Origin of the sequence: Asticcacaulis excentricus (assembly GCF_003966695.1) — a bacterium.
Lineage (GTDB): Bacteria > Pseudomonadota > Alphaproteobacteria > Caulobacterales > Caulobacteraceae > Asticcacaulis > Asticcacaulis excentricus_A.
Genome location: NZ_AP018827.1, coordinates 1,990,343 through 2,013,091, shown reverse-complemented (window position 1 = coordinate 2,013,091; position 22,749 = coordinate 1,990,343). Strand labels below are relative to the sequence as shown.

General features: G+C 59.5%; 23 protein-coding genes. 10 read left to right on the top strand and 13 right to left on the bottom strand.

Features of this window, described 5'->3' with window-relative positions:
* Positions 1-28 precede the first annotated feature (28 nt).
* Together EM6_RS09355 and EM6_RS09350 are read left to right on the top strand one after the other, a co-directional pair.
* Entirely contained in the window at positions 29-550 is a 522-nt protein-coding gene (locus tag EM6_RS09355; RefSeq protein WP_126422197.1) for a DUF2975 domain-containing protein, read from the top strand.
* Entirely contained in the window at positions 547-756 is a 210-nt protein-coding gene (locus EM6_RS09350) for a helix-turn-helix domain-containing protein (RefSeq protein WP_126422195.1), read from the top strand. Before EM6_RS09355 ends, EM6_RS09350 begins: the two co-directional genes overlap by 4 nt.
* A 3-nt stretch (positions 757-759) precedes the next feature.
* Here the strand turns inward: EM6_RS09350 and rph are convergent, their stop codons facing one another.
* On the bottom strand, positions 760-1,512 hold the full coding sequence (gene rph / locus EM6_RS09345) for a ribonuclease PH (RefSeq protein ID WP_126422193.1): 753 nt from the start codon (positions 1,510-1,512) through the stop codon (positions 760-762).
* Positions 1,513-1,701: 189 nt separating this feature from the next.
* Between rph and EM6_RS09340 the strand changes: the two genes are divergently transcribed.
* A complete protein-coding gene (locus EM6_RS09340; protein ID WP_126422191.1) occupies positions 1,702-2,001 on the top strand; it encodes a hypothetical protein in 300 nt (99 codons plus the stop codon).
* A 19-nt stretch (positions 2,002-2,020) separates the two neighbouring features.
* Here the strand turns inward: EM6_RS09340 and EM6_RS09335 are convergent, their stop codons facing one another.
* A complete protein-coding gene (locus EM6_RS09335; protein WP_126422189.1) occupies positions 2,021-2,338 on the bottom strand; it encodes a hypothetical protein in 318 nt (105 codons plus the stop codon).
* Between the two features lie 120 nt (positions 2,339-2,458).
* Here EM6_RS09335 and hrcA point away from each other — a divergent pair, with 120 nt between their 5' ends.
* Positions 2,459-3,547 (top strand): heat-inducible transcriptional repressor HrcA, encoded by a 1,089-nt coding sequence (hrcA, locus tag EM6_RS09330; protein WP_126422187.1) that lies wholly within the window; start codon positions 2,459-2,461, stop codon positions 3,545-3,547.
* Between the two features lie 20 nt (positions 3,548-3,567).
* A complete protein-coding gene (gene grpE / locus EM6_RS09325) occupies positions 3,568-4,164 on the top strand; it encodes a nucleotide exchange factor GrpE (protein ID WP_126422185.1) in 597 nt (198 codons plus the stop codon).
* 47 nt (positions 4,165-4,211) lie between these two features.
* On the opposite strand, the gene EM6_RS09320 is transcribed toward grpE, so the two are convergent.
* Complete coding sequence (locus EM6_RS09320; protein WP_126422183.1) at positions 4,212-5,147, bottom strand: dienelactone hydrolase family protein; 936 nt, start codon at positions 5,145-5,147, stop codon at positions 4,212-4,214.
* A gap of 301 nt (positions 5,148-5,448) precedes the next feature.
* On the opposite strand from EM6_RS09320, the gene dnaK reads away from it, so the two are divergent.
* The 3 genes from dnaK (at position 5,449) to dapB (ending at position 9,783) form a co-directional block, all read left to right on the top strand.
* A complete protein-coding gene (gene dnaK / locus EM6_RS09315; protein WP_126422181.1) occupies positions 5,449-7,347 on the top strand; it encodes a molecular chaperone DnaK in 1,899 nt (632 codons plus the stop codon).
* A 264-nt stretch (positions 7,348-7,611) separates the two neighbouring features.
* The gene (gene dnaJ / locus EM6_RS09310) at positions 7,612-8,778 is read left to right on the top strand and encodes a molecular chaperone DnaJ (protein ID WP_126422180.1); all 1,167 of its coding nucleotides are present in this window, start codon (positions 7,612-7,614) and stop codon (positions 8,776-8,778) included.
* 252 nt (positions 8,779-9,030) lie between these two features.
* Positions 9,031-9,783, top strand: coding sequence for a 4-hydroxy-tetrahydrodipicolinate reductase (dapB, locus tag EM6_RS09305; protein ID WP_126422178.1), 753 nt, complete (start codon positions 9,031-9,033; stop codon positions 9,781-9,783).
* Here the strand turns inward: dapB and EM6_RS09300 are convergent.
* The 3 genes from EM6_RS09300 to coaBC all read right to left on the bottom strand — a co-directional run bounded on the left by EM6_RS09300 (position 9,750) and on the right by coaBC (position 11,850).
* Positions 9,750-10,097: a hypothetical protein gene (locus EM6_RS09300; RefSeq protein ID WP_126422176.1), complete on the bottom strand. Its 348-nt coding sequence runs from the start codon at positions 10,095-10,097 to the stop codon at positions 9,750-9,752. The genes dapB and EM6_RS09300 overlap by 34 nt on opposite strands.
* 95 nt (positions 10,098-10,192) lie before the next feature.
* Positions 10,193-10,654, bottom strand: a complete 462-nt coding sequence (gene dut, locus EM6_RS09295; RefSeq protein ID WP_126422174.1) for a dUTP diphosphatase — start codon at positions 10,652-10,654, stop codon at positions 10,193-10,195.
* Complete coding sequence (gene coaBC / locus EM6_RS09290; protein WP_232037041.1) at positions 10,651-11,850, bottom strand: bifunctional phosphopantothenoylcysteine decarboxylase/phosphopantothenate--cysteine ligase CoaBC; 1,200 nt, start codon at positions 11,848-11,850, stop codon at positions 10,651-10,653. The genes dut and coaBC overlap by 4 nt, the downstream gene beginning before the upstream one ends.
* Positions 11,851-11,903: 53 nt before the next feature.
* Here coaBC and EM6_RS09285 point away from each other — a divergent pair, with 53 nt between their 5' ends.
* Both EM6_RS09285 and EM6_RS09280 read left to right on the top strand, forming a co-directional pair.
* A complete protein-coding gene (locus tag EM6_RS09285) occupies positions 11,904-12,509 on the top strand; it encodes a hypothetical protein (protein ID WP_126422170.1) in 606 nt (201 codons plus the stop codon).
* A 38-nt stretch (positions 12,510-12,547) separates the two neighbouring features.
* Positions 12,548-14,557 (top strand): putative bifunctional diguanylate cyclase/phosphodiesterase, encoded by a 2,010-nt coding sequence (locus EM6_RS09280; RefSeq protein ID WP_126422168.1) that lies wholly within the window; start codon positions 12,548-12,550, stop codon positions 14,555-14,557.
* Positions 14,558-14,569: 12 nt separating this feature from the next.
* Here the strand turns inward: EM6_RS09280 and EM6_RS09275 are convergent, their stop codons facing one another.
* The 7 genes from EM6_RS09275 to EM6_RS09240 form a co-directional block, all read right to left on the bottom strand.
* Positions 14,570-15,547 (bottom strand): magnesium transporter CorA family protein, encoded by a 978-nt coding sequence (locus tag EM6_RS09275; protein WP_126422166.1) that lies wholly within the window; start codon positions 15,545-15,547, stop codon positions 14,570-14,572.
* A gap of 29 nt (positions 15,548-15,576) precedes the next feature.
* Positions 15,577-17,247, bottom strand: coding sequence for a methyl-accepting chemotaxis protein (locus tag EM6_RS09270; RefSeq protein WP_126422164.1), 1,671 nt, complete (start codon positions 17,245-17,247; stop codon positions 15,577-15,579).
* Between the two features lie 172 nt (positions 17,248-17,419).
* Positions 17,420-18,937: a 2-polyprenylphenol 6-hydroxylase gene (gene ubiB, locus EM6_RS09265; RefSeq protein WP_331876523.1), complete on the bottom strand. Its 1,518-nt coding sequence runs from the start codon at positions 18,935-18,937 to the stop codon at positions 17,420-17,422.
* Between the two features lie 12 nt (positions 18,938-18,949).
* Positions 18,950-19,693: a class I SAM-dependent methyltransferase gene (locus EM6_RS09260; RefSeq protein ID WP_232037119.1), complete on the bottom strand. Its 744-nt coding sequence runs from the start codon at positions 19,691-19,693 to the stop codon at positions 18,950-18,952.
* A gap of 84 nt (positions 19,694-19,777) precedes the next feature.
* Positions 19,778-20,149 (bottom strand): EF-hand domain-containing protein, encoded by a 372-nt coding sequence (locus EM6_RS09255; RefSeq protein ID WP_172961173.1) that lies wholly within the window; start codon positions 20,147-20,149, stop codon positions 19,778-19,780.
* A gap of 1,157 nt (positions 20,150-21,306) precedes the next feature.
* The gene (locus EM6_RS09245) at positions 21,307-21,723 is read right to left on the bottom strand and encodes a hypothetical protein (protein WP_232037040.1); all 417 of its coding nucleotides are present in this window, start codon (positions 21,721-21,723) and stop codon (positions 21,307-21,309) included.
* 105 nt (positions 21,724-21,828) lie between these two features.
* Positions 21,829-22,587, bottom strand: coding sequence for a hypothetical protein (locus tag EM6_RS09240; RefSeq protein WP_126422152.1), 759 nt, complete (start codon positions 22,585-22,587; stop codon positions 21,829-21,831).
* Positions 22,588-22,749 lie beyond the last annotated feature (162 nt).

The following is a 22,749-nucleotide window of genomic DNA, read 5'->3' as shown; positions in this document are numbered from 1 at the left end:
GTTTTCATTCCTCGGCATAGGGTAGCTCATGCGTTTTCTGGGCCCGCGTTCGATCTCCAGCCTGCTCAAGACGGCCCTCGATGTCGTCTATTACGGCCTGTTCGCCATGATCGTGGCGGTGGGGATCGCCGCCCTGTGTTTGTTGTCGGTGCCGACTCTCGCCGCCGAGGTGATGGCGCGCATGAAGATGGTGGCGCAGATCAACGGCACGCAGCAGGCGATATTGATGCTGGCCTTCGGTGTATCGCTGTCGGGCTATCTGCTGATCATGCGCTGGACACGACAGGTATTTCGCACCCTGGCCGAAGGCGATGTCTTCCACCCGGACAATACGCTGCGCCTGCGCTGGATCGGCTTCGGATTGGCCGGGGTGGAGCTTTATTCCTATGCGTCGCGCGCTCTGGCCGAGGCCATACTGAAAATGCCGGTGGAGCCGGTCTATGGGATGCGGGCGGTAACGGCGTGGTTTTCAGTGCTGGTCGTCTTCGTGCTGGCCGAAGTGTTCAAGGAAGGGGCGCGGCTGAGGGCCGAAGCCAATCTGACCATATGAGTATGACGATCTGTCTGAGTGAGCAACTGGCGCGGCGGCGTCTGTCTCTGGTCGAACTGTCCGACCGGACAGGGATTGCCGTGCGGCATCTGGAATTGCTGCGCGATCAGAAGGCCGTGGCCGTGCGGTTGCGCACGCTGGAATCTCTGTGCCGGGCGCTCAACTGCACGCCCGGCGATCTGCTGGTTATCAAGGACGAGGAATAGGTCTTACTTGCCCGCCGCTACGCGTTGCAGGGCGAACAGTTCCGCCGCCCCTTGGGTGGCCAGATCGAACAGGGTGTTGAATTCATCGCGTGAGAAACCACGCTTTTCGCCGGTGGCCTGAATTTCGACGATGTGGCCCGAACCGGTCAGCACAAAGTTCGAGTCCGTCTCTGCGGTCGAATCCTCATCATAGTCGAGGTCGAGCACCGGTACGTTTTCATAGACACCACAGGACACGGCCGCGACCTGATCAATGATCGGGTTGGCGGAAATCAGCTTTTGCTCCAGCAGCTTGTCGCAGGCCAGAGACAGGGCCACCCACGCCGCCGTGATCGAGGCGCAGCGCGTCCCGCCATCGGCCTGAATCACATCGCAATCCAGCGTAATCTGACGCTCACCCAGCGCCTTGAGATCGACCACGGCGCGTAAAGAGCGCCCGATCAGGCGCTGAATTTCCTGCGTGCGGCCTGACTGCTTGCCCGCCGCAGCTTCGCGGCGCGAACGGGTGTGGGTCGAACGCGGCAGCATACCGTATTCCGCCGTCACCCAACCCTGCCCCTTGCCCTTCAGGAAGGGCGGAACGCCCTGCTCCACGGACGCTGTGGCCAGCACCTTGGTATGGCCCACCGTGATCAGGCACGAACCTTCGGCATAGCGCGTCACACCCGTTTCGAGCGTCACCTTACGTAACTGATCCGCCTGACGGTTGGACGGACGAAAGGTTTTCAGGGCATTCAGGGCGTCGAATTGCGACATGGCGGGGACCTCCATTGTATGCGGACGTGCCTATCAGCATAGGTTCGCTTGGGCAAAGGTTTTTGTGGCGTGCTCCATAAACATAAATAATAACACAAGAATCCGACTTAAGCCCGCCGTCCCGTGTACCAAAGCACCTGTCGTTGACACGTCGCTTCGCTCAGCTATTGTGATAAAAAAGGAGGGGTCGTGTCAGACGATATTGTCTATTCCGCCGTCGTACACACCGACTATACGCCGTTCTTTCTGAGCCTGTTTGCAGGCTGGATAATCCTGTTTGTGGGGGTTTTATTCCGTGGCCGGCGCTTTGCGTTTTTCGCACTCCCGTTGGGGATTGCAATACCATTGGCCCAACTTGTTTTGGCGGGCTTTTGGAGAAGTCTGTTTGATTTCGAAATAGTAGCTTGGAATACGATCTACTGGCTAATACCCGGTCTTGTTGTGACCGGCCTCGGTCTGTTAATCCGACGGCTAACGATGAAAAACTAAACAGCACACCAGCCGTTTTTTAGTCCCGCTTTTCATCGACCTTGCGCGACACCTTGCAGTCCTTATCGACGCAGGCATAGGTGTTACCGTTCTCATCGACCGGCTCTTTGCCCTTGTTTTTCAGCGATTTGGTAACGCGCCACAGGCCTCTGAGGGGCTCAAAATCACGGGTTTTGGTCTTTGGTTTCGGCTTGTAAGCGCTGGGAATTTCGGTCGTCGCAGTGTCGGTGCGCGTTTTGAACACGGGGGGTTTGGTCAGGGTCACCACCTCATCGGCTTGCGCCGCCCCCGCCATCACCAGCCCCATCGCGACCGTCATGCAGACTATGTTACGCATCAAAACCTCCCTGTTCAGATATTCTGATTGAGTCCTGCAATCGTGGCAATTTGGCGGCAAATGCGACGGCCCTCGCGAAGCCTCTTCACAAGCGCGCAAAGGCTTCTATATCCTTAAGCCATGAAGACATCGCTCTCGACCCTGATGAGTGGCACGGCCTCGCTGACCGAACTGGACGCGCGGGCGCGTGAGGTATTCCGTCACGTGGTGGAGGCCTATCTGGAAACCGGTGAGCCGGTGGGATCGCGCACCCTGTCCAAGGGCGGGATCGCCCTGTCCCCGGCCTCGATCCGCAACACCCTGTCCGATCTGGCCGAACTGGGTCTGCTCAGTGCCCCGCATATTTCCGCCGGGCGGATGCCGACGCATCAGGGCCTGCGCCTGTTCGTCGATGGCCTGCTGGAGGTCGGCGACGTAGCGCAGGACGCCAAGCGCGAAATCGAAGCGCGCCTGACGGCCAAGGGTATGACCTTCGACAGCGCCCTGCGCGAAGCCTCCAACCTGTTGTCAGGCCTTGCCGGTGGGGCGGGTGTGGTGATGACGCCGTCGTTTGAGGCCGGGGTGCGTCACGTCGAATTCGTCAAGCTGGCCCCGGATCAGGCGCTGGCCGTGCTGGTCTTCGACGACGGGCGGGTCGAAAACCGCCTGATGGCGCTTGATCTGGGGGTGACACCTGCCGACCTGATCGAGGCCTCCAACTATCTCAGTACGCGCCTGAGAGGGCGCACGCTGGGTGAGGCCGGGCGCGACCTGCGCGCCGAGCTTGAGGCCGAACGTCAGCAGCTCAATGAGGCGGCGACGGGTCTCATCGCGCGCGGACTGGCCGCCTGGGCGGGCGGCGAGGCGGATAAGCGCGCGCTGATCGTACGCGGGCAGGCCAATCTTCTGGAGGCTTCGGCGCTCGAAGACCTTGAGCGCGTGCGCGCCCTGTTCGAGGATCTGGAAGAAAAGGAAGAGCTGATCAACCTGCTCGACAATGTGCGTTCGGCGCAGGGGGTAAGAATTTTCATCGGATCGGAATCGAAACTGTTTTCTTTGTCCGGTTCGGCTGTTATTGCAGCGCCCTATATGTTGGGCGGTCAGAGCCAGAAGGTCGTCGGCGCCATCGGCGTCATCGGGCCCGCCCGGTTGAATTATGCGCGCATCATCCCACTTGTGGATTACACCGCGAAAATCCTCGGCCGCCTGCTGGAGCAGGAACGGTCCTAACCCACAGAGTCTAAAGAGTAATGAGCGAAGAACATACTGAACAAGACGCCCCGTTCGCCAATGACGCCATCGACACGCTGAACGCGGCGCTGGAGCAGCTTCAAGCTGAAAACGCCGCACTCAAGGAACAGGCGCTGCGCTACGCCGCCGAAGCCGAAAACGTCAAACGCCGCGCTGAGCGCGAAATGAACGACGCGCGCGCCTATGCCATTCAGCGCTTTTCGCGCGACCTTCTGGGCGTCGCCGACGTGCTGCAACGCGCGCTTCAGGCCGTCCCGGCGCAGATCGAAGACCCGGCGTTCAAGAACTTCGTCTCCGGCATCGAGATGACGGAAAAGGAACTGGCCGGAGCCTTTGAAAAGAACGGCGTCAAGAAGATCGCGCCGCTCAAAGGCGACAAGTTCGACCCGAACTTCCATCAGGCCGTGATGGAGCAACCCTCCACCGAGGTCGAGGGCGGCAGCGTCCTGATGGTCATGCAGGCGGGCTATGAGCTGTTTGGCCGCACCATCCGCCCGGCCATGGTCGTGACGGCGGCCAAGACGGCCAGCGCCGCCAACGGGGCCTATAATGGCGGCGACAACGCCTCCGGCGGCACGGTCAATACGCAGGCGTAACCGACGAAAACACCTCCCCGTCTGACGGGGAGGTACGCGCGGTATGCTTACAAATAGGTCTCAAACCACTTGAGCAATTCGGCCCAGCCTTCCTTGGCGGCCTTCTCGTTATAAAGGGCGCGGTAGTCGGCGTGGAAGCCGTGCTTGGCGTCCTTATAGACCTCGATATGGCTGGGGGTCTTGCCAGAGGCCTTGAGCGCCGCATTCATGCGCTCAACACTTTCCAATGAAATGCCGCCATCCTGCCCGGCATAGAGACCCAGAACCGGACGACGCAGGTCGGCCGCGCGGTCGATTGGCCACTGACGGTCTTCCTTACCCAGGAAATCGGTCGCCGCCGGACGCTCCAGACGCCCGTACCACGCCACGCCCGCCTTGATGTCGGGGATGGACGACGACGCCATCCATGTTACGGCACCGCCCCAGCAGAAGCCGGTAATGCCGATGCGCGAGGTATTGGCGAACTTCGTCTTGCCGAACACACCCTTTGACTGTCCCACGTCGGGATTGGTTTTCAACCAGGCGATCAGGGTTCTCAGGTCGCCCATCACCTGTTCATTGGTCGCGGTTTCGACCAGCTTGCGGATTTCGGCTGTGTCTTTCAACGCCGCCGCATTGCCCTTGCGCGCAAAGGGGTCAAAGGTCAGGGCCACATAGCCCTGATGCGCCAGACGGCGGCATACATCGCGCAGATAGTCGTGCAGGCCGAAAATTTCAGGCACAACCAGCACCACCGGACGACGCTTGGCGTCTTGGGGCAAGGCAATATAGGCCGGGATGGCGTAATCGCTATCGGTCGGCACCGTCAGGTCTTTGGCGATGAGACCGGCCGAAGGTGTCGTGATCGGCGATTGCGCGGCGGCGGCCCCAGCGCCCAGCGCATAACCCGCAAAAAACAGCCCGGCTATGCCGCGACGACTGACGTGGAAATCCCGCGCTTCGCTGCCTTCGGGGCGCGTCAGGGGCAGATTGTTCGTGGTCATTGGCGAGTCTCCCGGTATCTGTCTTTGTGTGCCCTACCTAACAACAGGATGCGGGCCACTGCAATACGGACCACCTTTATGACCGCGTTCTGAAAAACCCTCAAAATAATGCAAGCATTGCAGGGCCCCCTCTTGCAGGCCGCCACGCGCCCCTTATATCGGTTGCAGATTTGGGGACGCCGAAAATCACCGGCGGCTTCCAAAATTGGTAAAATTCATCTCACCGGGGATGGACAAGCGGGGTGCTTATCTTCAAAAGGCCTCGAAAGCCCATTGCCTTAAACGGAGTAAATCTGGACTCATGGCTAAAATCATCGGTATCGACCTTGGTACGACCAATTCGTGCGTCGCCGTCATGGACGGCAAGAACCCGAAGGTCATCGAAAACGCCGAAGGCGTTCGCACCACGCCGTCGGTGGTCGCCATCGTGGACGACTCGGAGCGCCTGATCGGGCAGCCCGCAAAGCGTCAGGCGGTCACCAACCCCTCCAATACCTTCTTCGCCATCAAGCGCCTGATCGGCCGCACCTATAATGACCCGATGGTCCAGAAGGATAAGGGCATGGTGCCCTATGAAATCTCCAAGGGCCCGAACGGCGACGCCTGGGTCAAGGCCCACGGCAAGGACTATTCGCCGCAACAGATCTCGGCTTTCATCCTGCAAAAGCTGAAGGAAGACGCCGAAGCCTATCTGGGTGAAACCGTCACTCAGGCCGTCATCACGGTTCCGGCCTACTTCAACGACGCCCAGCGTCAGGCCACCAAGGACGCCGGTAAGATCGCCGGTCTCGAAGTGCTGCGCATCATCAACGAGCCGACCGCCGCCGCTCTGGCCTATGGCCTCGACAAGAATGACGGCAAGAAGATCGCCGTCTATGACCTCGGTGGGGGTACGTTCGACGTCTCGGTGCTCGAAATCGGTGACGGCGTCTTCGAAGTGAAGTCCACCAACGGCGACACCTTCCTGGGCGGTGAAGACTTCGACATGCGCGTCGTCGATTACCTCGCCGACGAGTTCAAGAAGGAAAACGGCGTCGATCTGCGTTCGGACAAGCTGGCCCTGCAACGCCTCAAGGAAGAGGCCGAAAAGGCCAAGAAGGAGCTTTCGACGGTCGCTCAATACGACCTGAACCTGCCCTTCATCTCGATGAACGCATCGGGCCCGCTGCACCTGAACCTCAAGCTGACCCGCGCCAAGCTGGAAAGCCTCGTTGAGGACCTGATCCAGAAGACCATCGCTCCCTGCCAGCAGGCGCTGAAGGATGCCGGTCTGAAGGCTTCGGACATCGACGAAGTCGTCCTCGTCGGCGGCATGACCCGTATGCCCAAGGTCGTTGAAGCCGTGAAGGCCTTCTTCGGTCGCGAGCCGCACAAGGGCGTGAACCCGGATGAAGTCGTGGCGCTCGGTGCCGCCATTCAGGCCGGCGTGCTGCAAGGCGACGTCAAGGACGTGCTGCTGCTCGACGTGACCCCGCTGACGCTCGGTATCGAAACGCTGGGCGGCGTGTTCACCCCGCTGATCGAACGCAACACCACCATCCCGACCAAGAAGTCGCAGACCTTCTCGACCGCCGATGACAATCAGTCGGCCGTGACCATCCGCGTCTTCCAGGGCGAGCGTCCGATGGCTGCGGACAACAAGCTGCTGGGTCAGTTCGACCTTGTCGGCATCCCACCCGCCCCGCGTGGCGTGCCGCAGATCGAAGTCACCTTCGACATCGACGCCAACGGTATCGTCAACGTCAATGCCAAGGACAAGGCGACCAATAAGGAGCACTCGATCCGTATTCAGGCCAATGGCGGCCTGAGCGACTCCGACATTGAGGACATGATCAAGCAGGCCGAGGCCAACAAGGCCGAAGATGAAAAGCGCAAGGCGCTGATCGAGGCCCGCAATCAGGCCGACGCTCTGGTCCATTCGACGGAAAAGGCCCTGAAGGACTTCGGTTCAAAGGTCGCCGCCGAAGACAAGACCGCTATCGAAACCGCTCTGGCCGATCTGAAGACGGCCAAGGACGGCGAAGACGTCGAAGACATCAAGGCCAAGCATCAGGCCCTTCTGACCGCTTCGATGAAGCTGGGTGAAGCCATGTACGCCGCACAAGGGGCGGGCGAAGCCGGTGAAGAGGCTCAGGCCGATGACGGCGTCGTCGATGCCGAGTTCGAAGAAGTCGATGGCGACGGCAAGAAGAGCGCGTAAGCCAGCGCTTTGACAAGTCAAAAGGGGGAGTCTGATTTCGGTTGGGCTCCCCCAACTTATGTCTCCCTTGGCGACGCAGGCGTCTCTGAGGGCTGTCCATCGGGACACTCACCCGATGCGCGTGTGGATTTTCAATTCGTTCCCTTTTCCGGATTTTCGACTGGAGTCGGAAAGCATGAGCAGGGGATGTAGCGGGTGTTCTGAGCACAGGCGGCTGTATTGTCGGCCTGTGTTCAAAATCTCTAAGCGGGACTGCTGTGTATAATGGCGCGTGATTATTACGAAATTCTGGGTGTGGCCCGCGATGCGGATGACGCGACGCTGAAATCGGCCTTCCGCAAAAAGGCGATGGAGCATCACCCTGACCGCAATCAGGGTGATGATCAGGCCGAGGCGCGCTTCAAGGAAGTCAACGAAGCCTATTCGGTCCTGTCCGACGCCAACAAGCGCGCGGCCTATGACCGTTTCGGACACGCCGGTGTCAATGGTCAGGGCGGCGGCTTCGGCGGTCAGGGTGGCTTTGGCGGACAGGGCTTCGGCAATGTCGAAGACATCTTCTCCGAAATGTTCGGCGACATCTTCGGTGGCGGGGGCGGTGGCCGCCGCTCAGGGCCGCAACGCGGCCCCGACGTGCGCTATGATTACGAAATTACGCTGGAACAGGCCTATAAGGGCGCGGATGTCGAGCTGAACGTGCCGACGACCCTGACCTGCGAAGTTTGTAAGGGCTCAGGCGCCAAGGCCGGCACCAAGCCCGTCACCTGCCATACCTGCGGCGGCGCAGGGCGCGTGCGCACCTCCAACGGCTTCTTCGCCGTGGAACGCACCTGCCCGACCTGTAACGGTCAGGGTCAGGTAATCAAGGAGCCCTGCACCAACTGCCACGGCCATGGTCAGGTTCGCGCCAATCGCAAGCTGAACGTACGCATCCCCGCCGGGGTCGATGACGGCGCGCGTATTCGCCTGTCTGGTGAAGGTCAGGCCGGGGCCAATGGCGGGCCGCGCGGCGACCTCTATATCTTCCTGTCAGTGGCCGAGCACGAGATTTTCGAGCGCGATGGCGCCGATCTGCACTGTCAGATCCCCGTACCCATGCCGACCGCCGTTCTGGGCGGCGAGGTCGAGGTGCCGTGCCTGATGGGCGGTGAAGGCTGCGACGGCACCTGCAAGCTGGAAGTCGCCATCCCCGAAGGCGCGCAGACCGGCCACAAGGTCAAGATCAAGGGCAAGGGGATGCCGGTGCTCAATTCGAAGCAGCGCGGCGATTTGCTGGTCGAGCTGTTCGTCGAAACGCCAAAGCACCTCAGCGCCCGCCAGAAGGAACTGATGAAGGAATTTGCCGAGATCGCCGAGGCACAGTCCTACGCTCAGTCGCAAGGCTTTATGCACAAGGCCAAGCGGTTCTGGGACGACATCACGGGAACGGCATAGCCCTCATGAAAAAGTCTTGCGCTGACGCGCAATACGTTTTTCATGGATCTCAATAGACAAATCCGGCTCGGGGCGGCCCGTCGCCGGATTTGACTTATTGGCGCCCGCTCCCTAGAGCGAAATGATTTTAAGAGGAATCGCCATTTCTCTCTAAATTTTTGTTTTGTCGCGATGTTTTTTGCGGAAAACCGCTTACACTTTTCCGCACATCGCTCTAGAGGAGCGGGCAGCTTATAAACCCCCGGAGTGATCATGACCCAGATTCGTTTTGCCGTTGCCGGGGCCAAGGGCCGCATGGGTCAGGCCGTTATCCGTGTCCTGAATGAGCGGGAATTGATCGTCGCCACCACCTTTGACAAGGGCGACGCCATCGACCTGTCGCAGGCCGATGCGGTGATCGACTTCACCACCCCCGTGGCCACTCTGGCTTTGGCCGAAGCCTGTGCCGCTGAGGGACAAAAGCGCGGCAAGCCTTTGGCGCATATTATCGGTTCGACCGGCTTCATGCCGGAACAGATTGCCTCCCTCGAAGCCTATGGCGACCGTAATATCGTGCTGCGTTCAGGGAACTTCTCTCTGGGCGTCAACATGCTGATGGGGCTGGTGAAACAGGCCGCGGCCAAGCTGGGGCCAGACGCCTGGGACATCGAAGTGCTGGAAGCCCATCACAAGCGCAAGGTCGATGCGCCGTCGGGCACCGCCCTGATGCTGGGGGACGCCGCTGCCGATGGGCGCGGGGTCGATCTCAAGGATGTGCGCGTGGCGGCACGCGACGGCCTGACGGGACAGCGTGAACCGGGAACGATCGGCTTTTCGGTCATTCGCGGCGGCGGCATTATCGGCGAACACAGCGTGCTGTTTGCCGCCGAAGACGAGATGATCACCCTGTCGCATTCGGCGCGCGACCGCACCCTGTTTGCACGCGGAGCCGTCGAAGCGGCGTTATGGACTACGGCGCAATCGCCCGGCCTTTACGATATGCAGGACGTTCTGGGCTTTCGCTGAGTCAATCGCCTTATACCCAGCGCTTCGGTCAGCCAGACAGGCCCAATGGCCACCAGCGCCATCAGCGCAAACTGGATGCTGTATTCCGGCTCACCAAAATCCGGGGCAAGGGGCGGCAGGCTGTACAGCAGGGGCCAAAGGCTACTGAAAACGAGGGTCAGGCACAGGGCGACCAACAATCGCGCTGCCACCGGCAGCCAGATCAGGAGGGCCGCTATGACGCCCGCCAGCAGCGCTGGCCACAGATTGAGGCCATTCAGCGCCGCTTCGACCAGATCGCTCAGCAATCCGTACAGTTCGAGGGTTTCTGTCATGGCTCATCACCCATATTCGCGTATTGGGCGAGTCTGGGGTGCTTCGCCGGGCGGGTAAACCCGGCGATCCTGCACAATTGCGTGAAATAAGGGGATTAGCCCCGCCCGGTCGAACCGAAGCCGCCCGCCCCGCGCGCCGTGTCGTCAAGGCTTTCGACCAATTCCCATTCGATACGGGCGTGACGCGCCACCACCATCTGCGCGATGCGGTCGCCGCGGCGGATTTCAAAATCCTCGGTCCCCAGATTGACCAGAATGACCCCGACCTCGCCACGATAATCGGAGTCCACCGTTCCCGGCGAGTTGAGGCAGGTAATGCCGAATTTCAGCGCCAGCCCTGAACGCGGGCGCACCTGCACCTCAAACCCCAGCGGCACGGCGACCTTCAACCCGGTAGGGACCAGAGCCCGCCCCAGTGGCTTGAGCGTCAGTATCTCACCCTCGGCGATAGCGGCGCGCAGGTCGAGACCCGCCGAGCCTTCCGTCTCGTAGGCGGGAAGGGCCAGACCGGCGGCGTGCGGCAACTGGATGATGTGGGCGGTGGGCGTATAGGTCATTTCAGCCTTGTCGTCAGATACTGGATGAGGTCGGCGGCCACTTCGGCCTTGGTCAGGTGCTTGCCGGCCGTCGGGCCCGAAGCGTCGATAAGGATCATATTGGTGGTGTCGCGGTCAAAGACATCTTTCGACACGTCATTGGCCAGAATGGCGTCGGCCCCCTTGGTGCGCAGCTTCGTCTGGCCATAGACCTCGACATTGCGCGTTTCCGCCGCAAAGCCGATGACCAGCGTCGGACGCTGCGTCGGGTGGTGGCCAATACTGGCCAGAATGTCGGGATTTTTGACCAGCGTCACCGTCAGTTCGCCGTCCACGCCCTTCTTCTGCTTGTCGCGGGCAATCTCTTTGGCGCGCCAGTCGCCCACCGCCGCCACACCGATAAAGACATCGGCAGGCAGAGCCGCGTGCACCGCCTCGTGCATCTCAGCCGCCGTCTCCACGTCGATACGGGTGACACCCGCCGGGGTCGGCAGGCTGACCGGGCCGGAGACCAGTGTCACACGCGCCCCCGCCTCGGCCGCCGCAGCGGCGATGGCATAACCCTGCTTGCCGGAGGAGCGGTTGGTGATACCCCGCACGGGGTCGAGAGGCTCAAATGTCGGCCCCGCAGTGATCAGCACATGGTGGCCCTTTAAGGGTTGCGCCTTCGGCTTCAGGGCGGCCTGAATAGCGGCAAAAATCGCGTCGGGTTCGCTCATGCGACCCAGACCGTATTCACCACAGGCCATATCCCCTTCGTCAGGCCCGCTGAACAGCACGCCATCGGCGCGCAAGGTCGCCAGATTGCGCTGCGTGGCCAAGTGATGCCACATGCGGACATTCATCGCCGGTGCCATCAGGACGCGCTTGTCGGTAGCCAGCAACAGCGTGGTCGCCAGATCATCGGCCTGACCATTGGCCAGCGACGCCATCAGATTGGCGGTTGCCGGGGCGACGACCACCAGTTCAGCCTGACGCGACAGGCTGATATGGCCCATTTCGGTTTCATCAGTCAGGTCAAACAGGTCCGTATAGACCTTGTCCCCCGACAAGGCGGCGGCGCTCAGGGGCGTGACAAACTGCTGAGCGGCCTTTGTCAGCACGACGCGCACCGCCAGGCCCGCCTTTTTGAGGAGACGGATCAGCTCCAGCGACTTGTAGGCGGCGATACCGCCGCCGACGATCAACAGGATACGGGGTGGGCTTGCAACAGTCATGATATGGTCTTTAATGGCCTTTGCGAGGGTCTGGCAAGACATATGGGGGACGCATGAGGATCGCACAACGACTTCTGGCGGCGGTGGGTCTGCTGCTGCTACTGACGGCCTGCGATGCCGGACCGTCCGCCGTCCTGACCGATGGCAAGGGCGAGGCCCCGGCGCAACAGGTGGCCCCGGCCGAAGCGCCAGCACCCCGCGCCACGCCGTCCGAGGCACCGCCGCCGGTTGAGGCCGAAGCCCCGGCCCCGCGCGAAAACAGCGACGCCATACGCTTGCCCATCGGCCCCAAGGTCGAAATCACCTCTACACGCTATGGTGACTGGCCCCTTTGGTCGTCGAACCGCAAATACAGCGCCTATGAGAACGCCACTTATCATTATGAAAAGCACGGGGCCGAGGTCGGCGCACGTTCCTATGAAGAATGGCTGGGCATGGTGCACGGTTTTATCCATGCGCCACCCAAGGGGGTCGAAACCCTGGCCCGCAACAATGGCGACACTTTATTTTATGATTCCAGACGCAATGTCTTTGCCGTCATGACCAAAAAAGGCGCGCCGCGCACCCTGTTCCGCCCCTATGAGGGGGCCGCCTACTGGCAGAAACAGAAACAGATCGAAGCGGAGCGCCGCACGATAACCCGCGATAGTTTTGACTAAAACGTCGATTAAATTCTTTTTAGATAAAATGGCTTAAGATGGCTGGAATGAATAACCTGCCGGTCAGAGCCGTGACATCATTAAGTAGAACCCTGGGTACCCTTTTCAGCGTCTCCACCAATGATCCCGAACTGGCGGTGGCGCAGTTCCGCGCCTTGTCACGGCAGGTGCCTCTGCTTTATTTCCTGCTGATCGTCAGCTCTGTGGCCGTCAGCTATACCTTTTCTCACCTCGCCCCTCTGTGGCTGTCGGTTTGGCTGCCAGGCACCCTGTGCCTGATCGCCGGCGTGCGCGGGATTCATTGGTGGCGCAACCGTCACCAGAACGTAACGCCCGAATTTGCCGTGGCTCAGCTTCGCCGCACCACCAAGATGGCGGCGTTTCTGGCCATCGGGTTTATGAGCTGGGGCCTGAGCCTGCACCCCTATGGAGACGCCCACGCGCAAGGTCATGTGATCTTCTACATGGGTATCACCGTCGTTGGCTGTATCTTTTGCCTGATGCATCTGAGATCGGCGGCTATTCTGGTGACATTGATCGTCAATGTGCCGTTTATCCTGTTTTTCGGTTTGTGGGGTGATCAGACTGAAAAAGCGATTGCCGTGAATATCGTGCTGGTCAGCGCCGCTATCCTGACCATCCTGATGACGCATTATCGCGACTTTGCCGATCTGGTGCGTTCGCGTCGCGACCTGATGACCAAGCAGGCCGAAACGCAAGCCTTATCGGACGAAAACTTCCGCATCGCCAATCTCGACGCCCTGACTGAACTGCCCAACCGCCGCCGCTTCTTTCACGATCTGGAAAAAGCCTTTGCCGAGGCGCAGGCCGGGCGGTTGGCCCTGTCCGTCGGCGTGTTGGATCTCGACGGCTTCAAGCCGATCAATGACACCTACGGGCACGCCACCGGTGACCGGGTGTTGAGTGAAACCGCGCGGCGCCTTGAAAAGGCCTGCCTGGGCTTTATCGACGCCAAGGCCGACATCTACCGGCTGGGGGGGGATGAGTTTGGTCTGATCGTGCGCGACGCTGCGTCCGACGAGGCCCTAAGCGAAGTCGGTCGCCACCTGACCGATGTTGTACGCCTGCCCTTTACCATCGGCAGCACACACGCCCATATGGCCAGCTCCATCGGCATGGCGACGTGGTGCGAGACCATACAGTCTGCGGAAATCCTGTTCGAAAATGCCGACTACGCACTCTATTATGCGAAGCGTAACTTACGGGGTCAGACCGTTCTGTTCAGTGACAAGCACGCCGCGGAAATCCGTACCCAGACGCAGATCGAACGCCATCTTCTGTCCGCCGATCTCGAACAGGAGCTGATCCAGCTGTTCCAGCCCATTGTCGATCTGAAAAGCGGTCGCGTGCTGTCTTTTGAGGCTCTGGCCCGCTGGTACAGTCCGCAACTGGGTCTGGTGGCCCCGGATGTATTCATTCCCGTGGCCGAACGCGCTGGCCTGATTGGCGGCGTCACCCGCGTGCTACTGGAAAAGGCGCTACGTGAGATGCGCAACTGGCCCGAAGATATCGGCCTGTCGTTTAACCTGTCGGCACACGATATCTGCGCCGCCGAAGGCGTGGTACGTCTGGTGGCCATCGTCAATGCGTCCGGCATTGACCCCCGACGCATCGACTTTGAAATCACCGAAACCGCCATGGCCCACGATTTCGTCAAGGCACGCCAATCCATGCAGATGCTGAAGACCCTCGGTTGTCATCTGTCACTGGACGATTTCGGTACCGGCTATTCGTCGCTGAGCTATGTCCACCGCCTGCCGCTCGACCGCATCAAGGTCGATCGCAGCTTCGTCACCGATATCGAAAACGACTGCGCCAGCAAGGTGGTACGCTCCATGACCGGGCTGTGTAGTGATATGGGGCTGAAATCGATTATTGAGGGCGTCGAAACCCCGGAACAGCTGGAACGCCTGCGCGAAATGGCCTGCGACATGGCGCAGGGCTATCTGTTCGCCAAGCCGATGCACCCCAGCATGATCGCCGGTTATCTGGCCGACACCAACCGGATTAAGGTTCAGGCGCAATAGAAGGTCGAAAGTCTAAAGCCAGCCCCGCCGTTTAAACACCCAGTAGGGCACCAGCACCGCCACCCCCATCAGGCCCAGCGCCAGCGGGTAGCCCAGCGACCAGTGCAGTTCCGGCATGTGGTCGAAATTCATGCCGTAAACACCGGCGACCAGCGCCGGCGGCAGAAAGAAGACCGCGGTGGTCGAAAAAATCTTACCGATCTGGTTCTGTTCAACATTGATCATCCCCAACGCGGCATCGAGTTGAAAGCTGATCTTGTTCGACAGGAAGGTCGTCTGCTCAGCAATAGACTGCGTATCCTTGAGCAGGGTACCGAGAGCGCGGCTGTGGTCCGATTGACCGGCGGGCGTATGGGTGCGCAGAAAGCCCGCCACGCGCTGAAGGCTCGATATGCTTTCGTGGATGCGTGAGTTGAGGTCTGCCAGCAGACCCAGCGATTGCAGCACACCGTGCATGATGTCCGAGGGCGTCCCCTTCTCGCCTTCAAATCCGCGCGACGAAAAGATGCGTCGAGACAGGCCATCCAGCCCGGTAATGACTTCATCGGAATGAACAACGGTCCGCAGCACAATGGCTTCCAGCAAGCCGGTCAGGACGTCCACACTGTCCGGAAAGGCCTTTGGCATCAGCAGCAGGCGTTCCTGAAGCGCCAGAAAGGGCGGCGGATCGATGTCACGCAGCGTAATCAGGAAATCCGGCGTCAGGATAAAGGTCACCGTCCCGCAGGCGCGCGCATCGCGGTCGTCGCTGATGACGGCGGCGGTCATATAGGCCGTACCGTCGCGCGTGTACATGCGGTTGAGCGCATGATTGCGCCAGGTTTCTTCACGCGTCGGCAGGGCGATATTGAGGTTTTGCGGCAGATGCCGCAGCTCCTCTTCGGTGGGATTGAGCAGGTCGATCCACACCGGTTCGTCCGGGACGTTCTGGTCGGCCCGTTGTTGGGTTTCCGCGATACGCTCGCCCAGGCGATGGAATATGGTGATCATGGAATAGCCCTGCACTGTCGGCGGCTGTCTCAGGCAGCCCGGATTCCCGAAATGAACTCATGGATATCTTTGCGCAGGCTGTCGGCCTGACGCGACAGTTCACCGGAGGCGCCGAGCACCTGTGTGGCGGCCGCCGTGGTTTCTTCGGTCGCCCGCGAGATGCCTGACATGTTTTGCGCCACCTCGACCGTGCCCTGCGACGCCTGCTGCACATTACGGGCGATTTCCTGTGTGGTGGCATGCTGCTCATCGACCGCGGCAGAAATCGCCATGGAGGCTTCGGACATCTGATCCACCGTGCGGCGGATGTGATCAATGGCCGCCACCGCCTCGCCGACGATGGCCTGAATCTCCTGCACCTGGGCTTCGATGTCCGCCGACGCCTTTGAGGTCTGCTGTGCCAGCGTCTTGACCTCGCTGGCGACCACCGCAAAGCCTCGACCCGCCTCGCCAGCCCGCGCCGCCTCGATGGTGGCGTTGAGCGCCAGCAGGTTGGTCTGAGAGGCGACCTGCGTGATCAGGCTGACGAAATCACCGATCCGCTGCGCGCCGTCCGACAGCTTGTGAATCACCTCTGAGGAGCGCTGCGCTTCGGCGATGGCGCTATGGGCAATCTGCACCGATCCCTGAACCTGCCGGGCGATCTCCTGTACAGTCGCGGCCATTTCTTCGGTCGCCGCGGCAACGGTCTGTACGTTCATCGAAGCCTCTTCCGAGGCCGAGGAGACGACGGTGCTTTGACGGGTCGTTTCTTCCGCACCGGACGTCAGGCTTTCGGCTGAGGCCTCCAGTTCCGTGGCAGCCACGGAGACAAACTGAATACTTTCGCGGGTATGGGCGTCGAAACGCTGGACCAGTTCTTCAATCAGACGCGCCCGCGCTTCACGCTGCGCCAAAGCGGCCTTTTCCCCCGCTTCCAGCCTTTGTCGCTCAAGGCCATTGGATTTGAACACCTCAACGGCGCGCGCCATTTCCCCGATTTCGTTGCGCGCGTCACGGGCAGGCACTTCGGTCTGGTATTCACCCCGGGCGAGACGGGTCATGACTGCCGTCAGGCTGTTGATCGGCGCGATGACCCGATGACGCACAATCCAGATGCCGGCGGCACCCAGCGTGAAATTGACCAGAAACGCCGCCCCCAACGCCCACAAAAGGGTGGTTTGTTTTTGTGAGGCCACATCAAACGATTTTTTGGCCTCGGCAACCTGTAGCTTCACCAGCACATCGAAAGCCGCCGTCACCGGGTCAATGACGGGATAAAGCTCGCTGGACACATAGGTTTCGAGCGCCGCCTGATCCTTACGCACCATGATGTCCCGCAAGCGGGCAATGGAGGCCTTGGCCTTCTCTTTCTGATCCCTGGCCGCCTGTGCGAGGGCTTTTTCATTCGCGTCCATCCAGGTCAACATATAGGCGTCAAAGAGCTGATCCGAGCGCGTCAGGGCCTCGTCCATATTGCGTACGCCATCGTCAAAGCTGACCGTGCCGGCGCGAACCTTGTGCGCATTATCGACAATCAGGACCGCATAGTTGTCGCTGATGCCTTTAAGCTGTTCCAGCGGGATCACCCGGTCAGCATAGACGGTCTGAAGCCCCTGCCGCCCCGCCTGAGCGATCAGAAAAGCCAGTCCACAGCTCAAAAGCGCGCCGATAATCAGCACAGACATCACGCCCTGCAGGCGCGCGCGAAGCGTACGCATGGTTTACCCTACCCCAAATACAACCCGCTCCATGGCGGATTATCCCTTGTAAAGGATTTCAGTTATCTAAAGGTGGGAGAGGATGTTTAAATTCGGCTTAACGTCGCAAAATTCCTGATAACCACGCTATGAATGACAACTCTGCGGGGAAATAAAGGTGAGTTAGGCCGCGTCAGGAATGAACAACGGCCATCCACACCATAACGCCCAGCGCCAGTACCGAGGCGATCAGGGCCAGGGTCGAGACGGTGCGGCTGTGGCGCAGTTCGGATTGCAGGGAGATGCGCGCTCGCCGTTCGCGTTCGCGATCCGCCTCATCGTCGTCATCCAGCTTCAGCTTATGCACCAGCTTGTCGATCAGGCGGCGCGCTTCGGCGACCGGCGACAGTTCCGCCTGAATGAAGTCGCGCACCACCGGCCGGGCGGCTTCCCAGATATCGTGCTCCGGATAGATGCGCCGCGCCACGCCTTCGACACTGACCATGGTTTTTTGCAGCAGGACCAGTTCCGGCCGCAGGTGCATGTCAAACTGCGCCGTAATCTCAAACAGTTGCGTCAGAAGCCGCCCCATAGACACCTCGGTCGCTGCCCGCCCCAGCACCGGCTCCCCCACGGCGCGCAGGGCCTGTGCAAAGGCCTGAACATCGTGGTGTCTGGGAACGTAGCCCGCTTCGAAATGCACCTCGGCCACGCGCCTATAGTTGCGGCGCAGGAAGCCCCACAGCATTTCGGCCAGATAGAGCCGCTCCTTGGGCTTGAGCCGCCCGACAATGCCGAAATCAATCGCCGTCAGCTTATCCGGGGCCTGCGCAAACAGATTGCCCTCGTGCAGATCGGCATGGAACATACCGTGGTTCAGCGCCTGAGACAGAAAGGCGCGGATCAGGTTGTCGGCCATGGCCTGCGGCTGAAGCCCCGGCTGGGTCAGGGCTTCGGGACGGCTGAGCGGGATGCCTTTCGCCCATTCGATGACCAGAACGCGCTTGGCGACATGGTGCCAGACGACCTTCGGCACCGACATATAGGGTTCGGCATTGATGATCTGCCCCAGTTCGTCCGCCGCCGAAGCCTCAAGCCGCAGGTCCAGCTCCAGCAGGAGCGACTGCGCCACCGTAGCGACAAAGGCTTCGGGCTCCAGACGGCGCGAGGCGGGGGACAGAAAGGCGATGAGTTTGGCCGCCAGCGTCATCATGGCGATGTCGTCGGCAATGATCTGCTCGATGCCGGGGCGCAGAATCTTCACCGCCACCTGACGCCCGTCTTTCAGGATGGCGCGGTGCGCCTGCGCGATGGAGGCCGCCCCGATGACTTCGCCAAATTCAAAGAAGATGTCATCGACGGGCTTTTCCAAAGCCTCTTCGACCAGACGCCGCGCCGTCGCCGCATCAAACGGCGGCAACTGATCCTTCAGATGGCTAAGGTCGCGGATAAATTCATCCCCGAAGATGTCGCCGCGCGTTGAGAGCACCTGCCCCAGCTTGATAAAGGCCGGACCCAGCTTTTCAAAGGCACGGGCATAGCGCAGCCCGACGCGGTCTTGCGGCCCGCGACGCGCAAAGAAAAAGCGCAGGGAGTTCGAAAAGAAACGCGACAGCGGATTGAGCTGATAGCTCAGTTCGCGCGGGATCAGCACGTCCTCGCGCATCAGGACGAACCCGGCCTTGATCAGGCGGAAAAACGAAGCGAACACCGACGCCAAGGCTTACGCCCAGCCGTAATGCAGGGCGCACACCCCGCCGGTGAAGTTGGTATAGCCCGTGCGACGGAAACCCGCCTTGTCCATCATGCCGCGGAAGGTCTCCTGATCCGGGAAGCGTTTGATGCTTTCGACCAGATACTGATAGGAATCGCGGTCATTGGCGATCATCTGCCCCATGAAGGGTATGATGTTGAAGGCATAAAACTCGTAGCCGCTTTCGACAAGGCCCGTCGTCGGGTGCGAAAACTCCAGACAGAAGAAACGGCCGCCGGGCTTCAGCACGCGCTTGGCCTCATTCAGCGCCACCTGCACATCGGCGACGTTACGGATACCGAACGAGATGATGTAGGCATCAACGCTGTTGTCGGCGATGGCGAGATTCATCGCATCACCTACCGACCAGGTGATTTCCGGCTCAGACCCCTTCTGGATGCCCGCCTCGATCATGGCCTGATTATAGTCGATAATGCGGATTTCCGCGTCCTTGCCCCCCCGGCGCGCTTTGGCGGCGCGCGCCAGCTTGGCCAGACGCCGCGCAATATCGCCCGTCCCGCCGGCGCAATCGATGATCACCTCGCCCGGCTGCGGATTGAGCTTGGCGCAGGCTGCGTCCTTCCACAGGTGGTGAACGCCCACCGACATGACATCATTCATCAGGTCGTATTTGGCGGCGACGTTTTTGAACACGCCGTGGACCAGATTGACCTTTTCCTTCGCTTCCACATCGCGGAAGCCGAAGGTGGACATTTTGGGGGATTCGGAGGGGGCCGTCTGTTCGCTCATGCGAGGGTTTTTAGACCAGCCGCGCGGCTTTGGCGATAAGGAAAGTCCTTATTTGGACGCCTGCGTCGTTTTTTCCCGCCCGATCAGGGCCAGAGCCGCCTTGGCGCGGTATTCGTCAAGCGACACCTTGTGGTCTTCGTTGTCGTCATAGAGCGAGATGAAGAACTTGGCATCGGCCTTTATCGCCTCCGGATCATTGCCCGTATGCGGCAGACGCGGGGCCTCGTCTTCGGTGATGAAGCCGTCGCGATTGCGGTCAAATTCGGCAAAGATGCGTTTGATTTCGGCTTCACGCTGCGCCGGGGTCATCTTGTCCGTGCGCTCGGTAAAGTTGGGCTTGTGCTTCGGATCGATGACGTCCTGCGCCACCACCGCGCCCGGCACAGACAACAGGGCCAGCGAAATCAGGGTCGCACGCATGAAGAGTCTCCCGGACAGTATCTCACGCATCATATGAGAGTTTACACTGCCCATTCAATGGGGCGGCATTGGGGCAGGCAAATCAGGGTCTTATGCGGATGCGCCTGTGTAGAGGCCCGATACTCTGCCGACTACACCGTTACCGATGAAGAACGCGACTGGCGCGCCGAGCGCGTAAAGCTCTTGCAGGACACCGTCGCCACGACATGGTTCATGCCCCACGCCAAGGGGGGGGCATGAACCGTAGGGTTGCCTTTTTCTTATTCGAAAGAGGGCGAAGCGAGTGACAAATCATGTCTTCATGGATTCAGAACTCAATGCACCTCGCAAGCCCAATGCTGCCAACCACGTGTGCAGTTACCCCGTCCCCCTATTCTGTTCTGCTTATTCTGCTATTGTGGGTTCTTCGAATCAAAGAGGCTGCCAACTAGAAGGACTAAGGAAATAAATATTATCCCCACGTGCGCATATATAATATTTTGAATCGATGTATGTAGACCTTTGAATGTAAATATCAATATGTATATTGTGAGCATAAATCCAATTGTGTACAAGCCCCCCATAATAAATCCATACTCAATTGAATATTTCTTGCGGAAACGGTCAGCCATATAAACAAGCAATGGCGCCATTATAATGTAAAAAATTTTTCCGCTATCAATCCCCTGAAATAAAACTGAAATTTGATCGCAGGAAAAGTATAAACTTAAAAAAATCATAGCAGATTGATTCATCAGAGAGTCCATAAATCGAAATAGACGCACTTTCATCATCCACCTCCATAGTAATTTACAGCCTGCATGAGCTGAGAGCATTCCTTGCTATTTCCATATGCTGCATTAATTATGGTTTTGTTAGCCTCGCCCGCAACTTCCTCAGAGCCTGACTCAAAAGTATCGACGTTAAATCAGTGACTTACCAACTCATTGAAAAGCATCCGCAAATTCGTAAGAACGGCAGCCTTTGGCCCGGATTGTTGGTGCCGCTTCCATTTCGTGGCTATTTGCCAAAGGTCGATCTTGTTGGCAACCTATTGAAAAATATCACTTACTTTTCGGTCAGGCTCTCAGTGATCGTCATTCCAACTGACGACATCCCACCTTTTGCGCCATTAACAAACTTACCGCCCACAAGCCCGGCACCGCGTTCCACGGTGTCTAGAATGTCCCCATCACTTGCACCCCAAAAAAGGAACTTACCTTGGTAATGACACCGCCTACTTTTAATGCTTTGCCAGCAAAACGCGCCGCCGGTCGAGCCTTAGCAGGCAAATTTTTTCCGAACAACTCGTTTGCGGCGTCTCCTCGCAACATAACATCGCACGCATCACTGAGTGAGTCTGCCATATACTGCTGGAAGGAACATCCGTCGTTGCTCGTTTTGTACACCCTGTATCTCTGTGTGTGCTCGGCAGGAAACAACTTTGGCAGACTATAGCTAAAAACTGCCTTGCGACCACGAATGACGACCTCACAAATATCAGGTCCAGATGGACACGTTTTCTCCTTTACTGGTTCTTCTTTCTTTTCTTCTTTATCGTGCCCTGATAAACCGTAAGGGTCAATTTTGTTCACCGGATCCCCGCCCGTGTAACCATACAGGTTCAGATCATCCTCGGATCCGATGGGGTCGGTTTGTAAAAAGCCTCCACCACTCAGGTCGTACCGTTCGTTGACACCCTACCGACTATCAGGTCCGTAATTGCCGTTGGCGCTGTCGCTGGCTACGGTTTCAGCGGCGGCGGTGGCGGGCGCTTCGATTTTCAGCGCGGGCGCCTGTGCGCCTTCGAGCTTCGACGGCGCGTGCAGATCGTCGCGCACATAGTGGTACATGCGCTCATCCGAACAGGCGCAAACGCGGATATGCTGGGTGCCATCGCGCCAGATGATCAGCGGATAGCGGATCGGCACGCCATTATCGCCCAGAAGCGGTTCCAGTTTGGCGATAAAGTCACGGCTGGCCTGCACCACCGCTGAGCGCGCCAGATCACCGTCGGCGGCGCGGAAGGTCGGCTGCCACGCCTCTTCGCTGGCGGCACGCCATTGCTTATACAGCGGATAGGAGCGGTTGAGCCAGATTTCGGCGATGGTCGAACGTTCCGAGGCGGTGGTCGTCACCTTGCCTTCGACATCCATAGGGGCGAAGGGCACGAGGCGGATATCGGCACCAATGGCTTCGAACTTCGGCAGTTCCTGGTCTTCCCACACCTTGCACGTCGCGCAGTTGCGATAGGTAATGACCCAGATTTCCGGCCCCTCCTTACCCGACGCCGCATAGCCCGACGAATCAAGAAGCTCCTGAATATCCTTCTGCTTTTGCGTGATCGTCACCGGTTGCCAGCGCACGAAATTGTCCCAGTACAGCCAGTAACCGGTAATGCCCAGCACAGCCGCGACAATCAGGAACAGTATGGCGTAGAGTATATGCTTTCTGGTCATCCGGCGCTCAGCCCCTCTTGAACCTGATGACTATACGCGCGTTGTGCGGCATCTGTTAAGGGTTTGGTTAACAGATTCAGCCCCATGACAGGGCAACAAGGCCGAATATGATACCAGTGAGGGCCGCAAACCACAGCCACAGATAGGGGCCCCTGGCCTTCG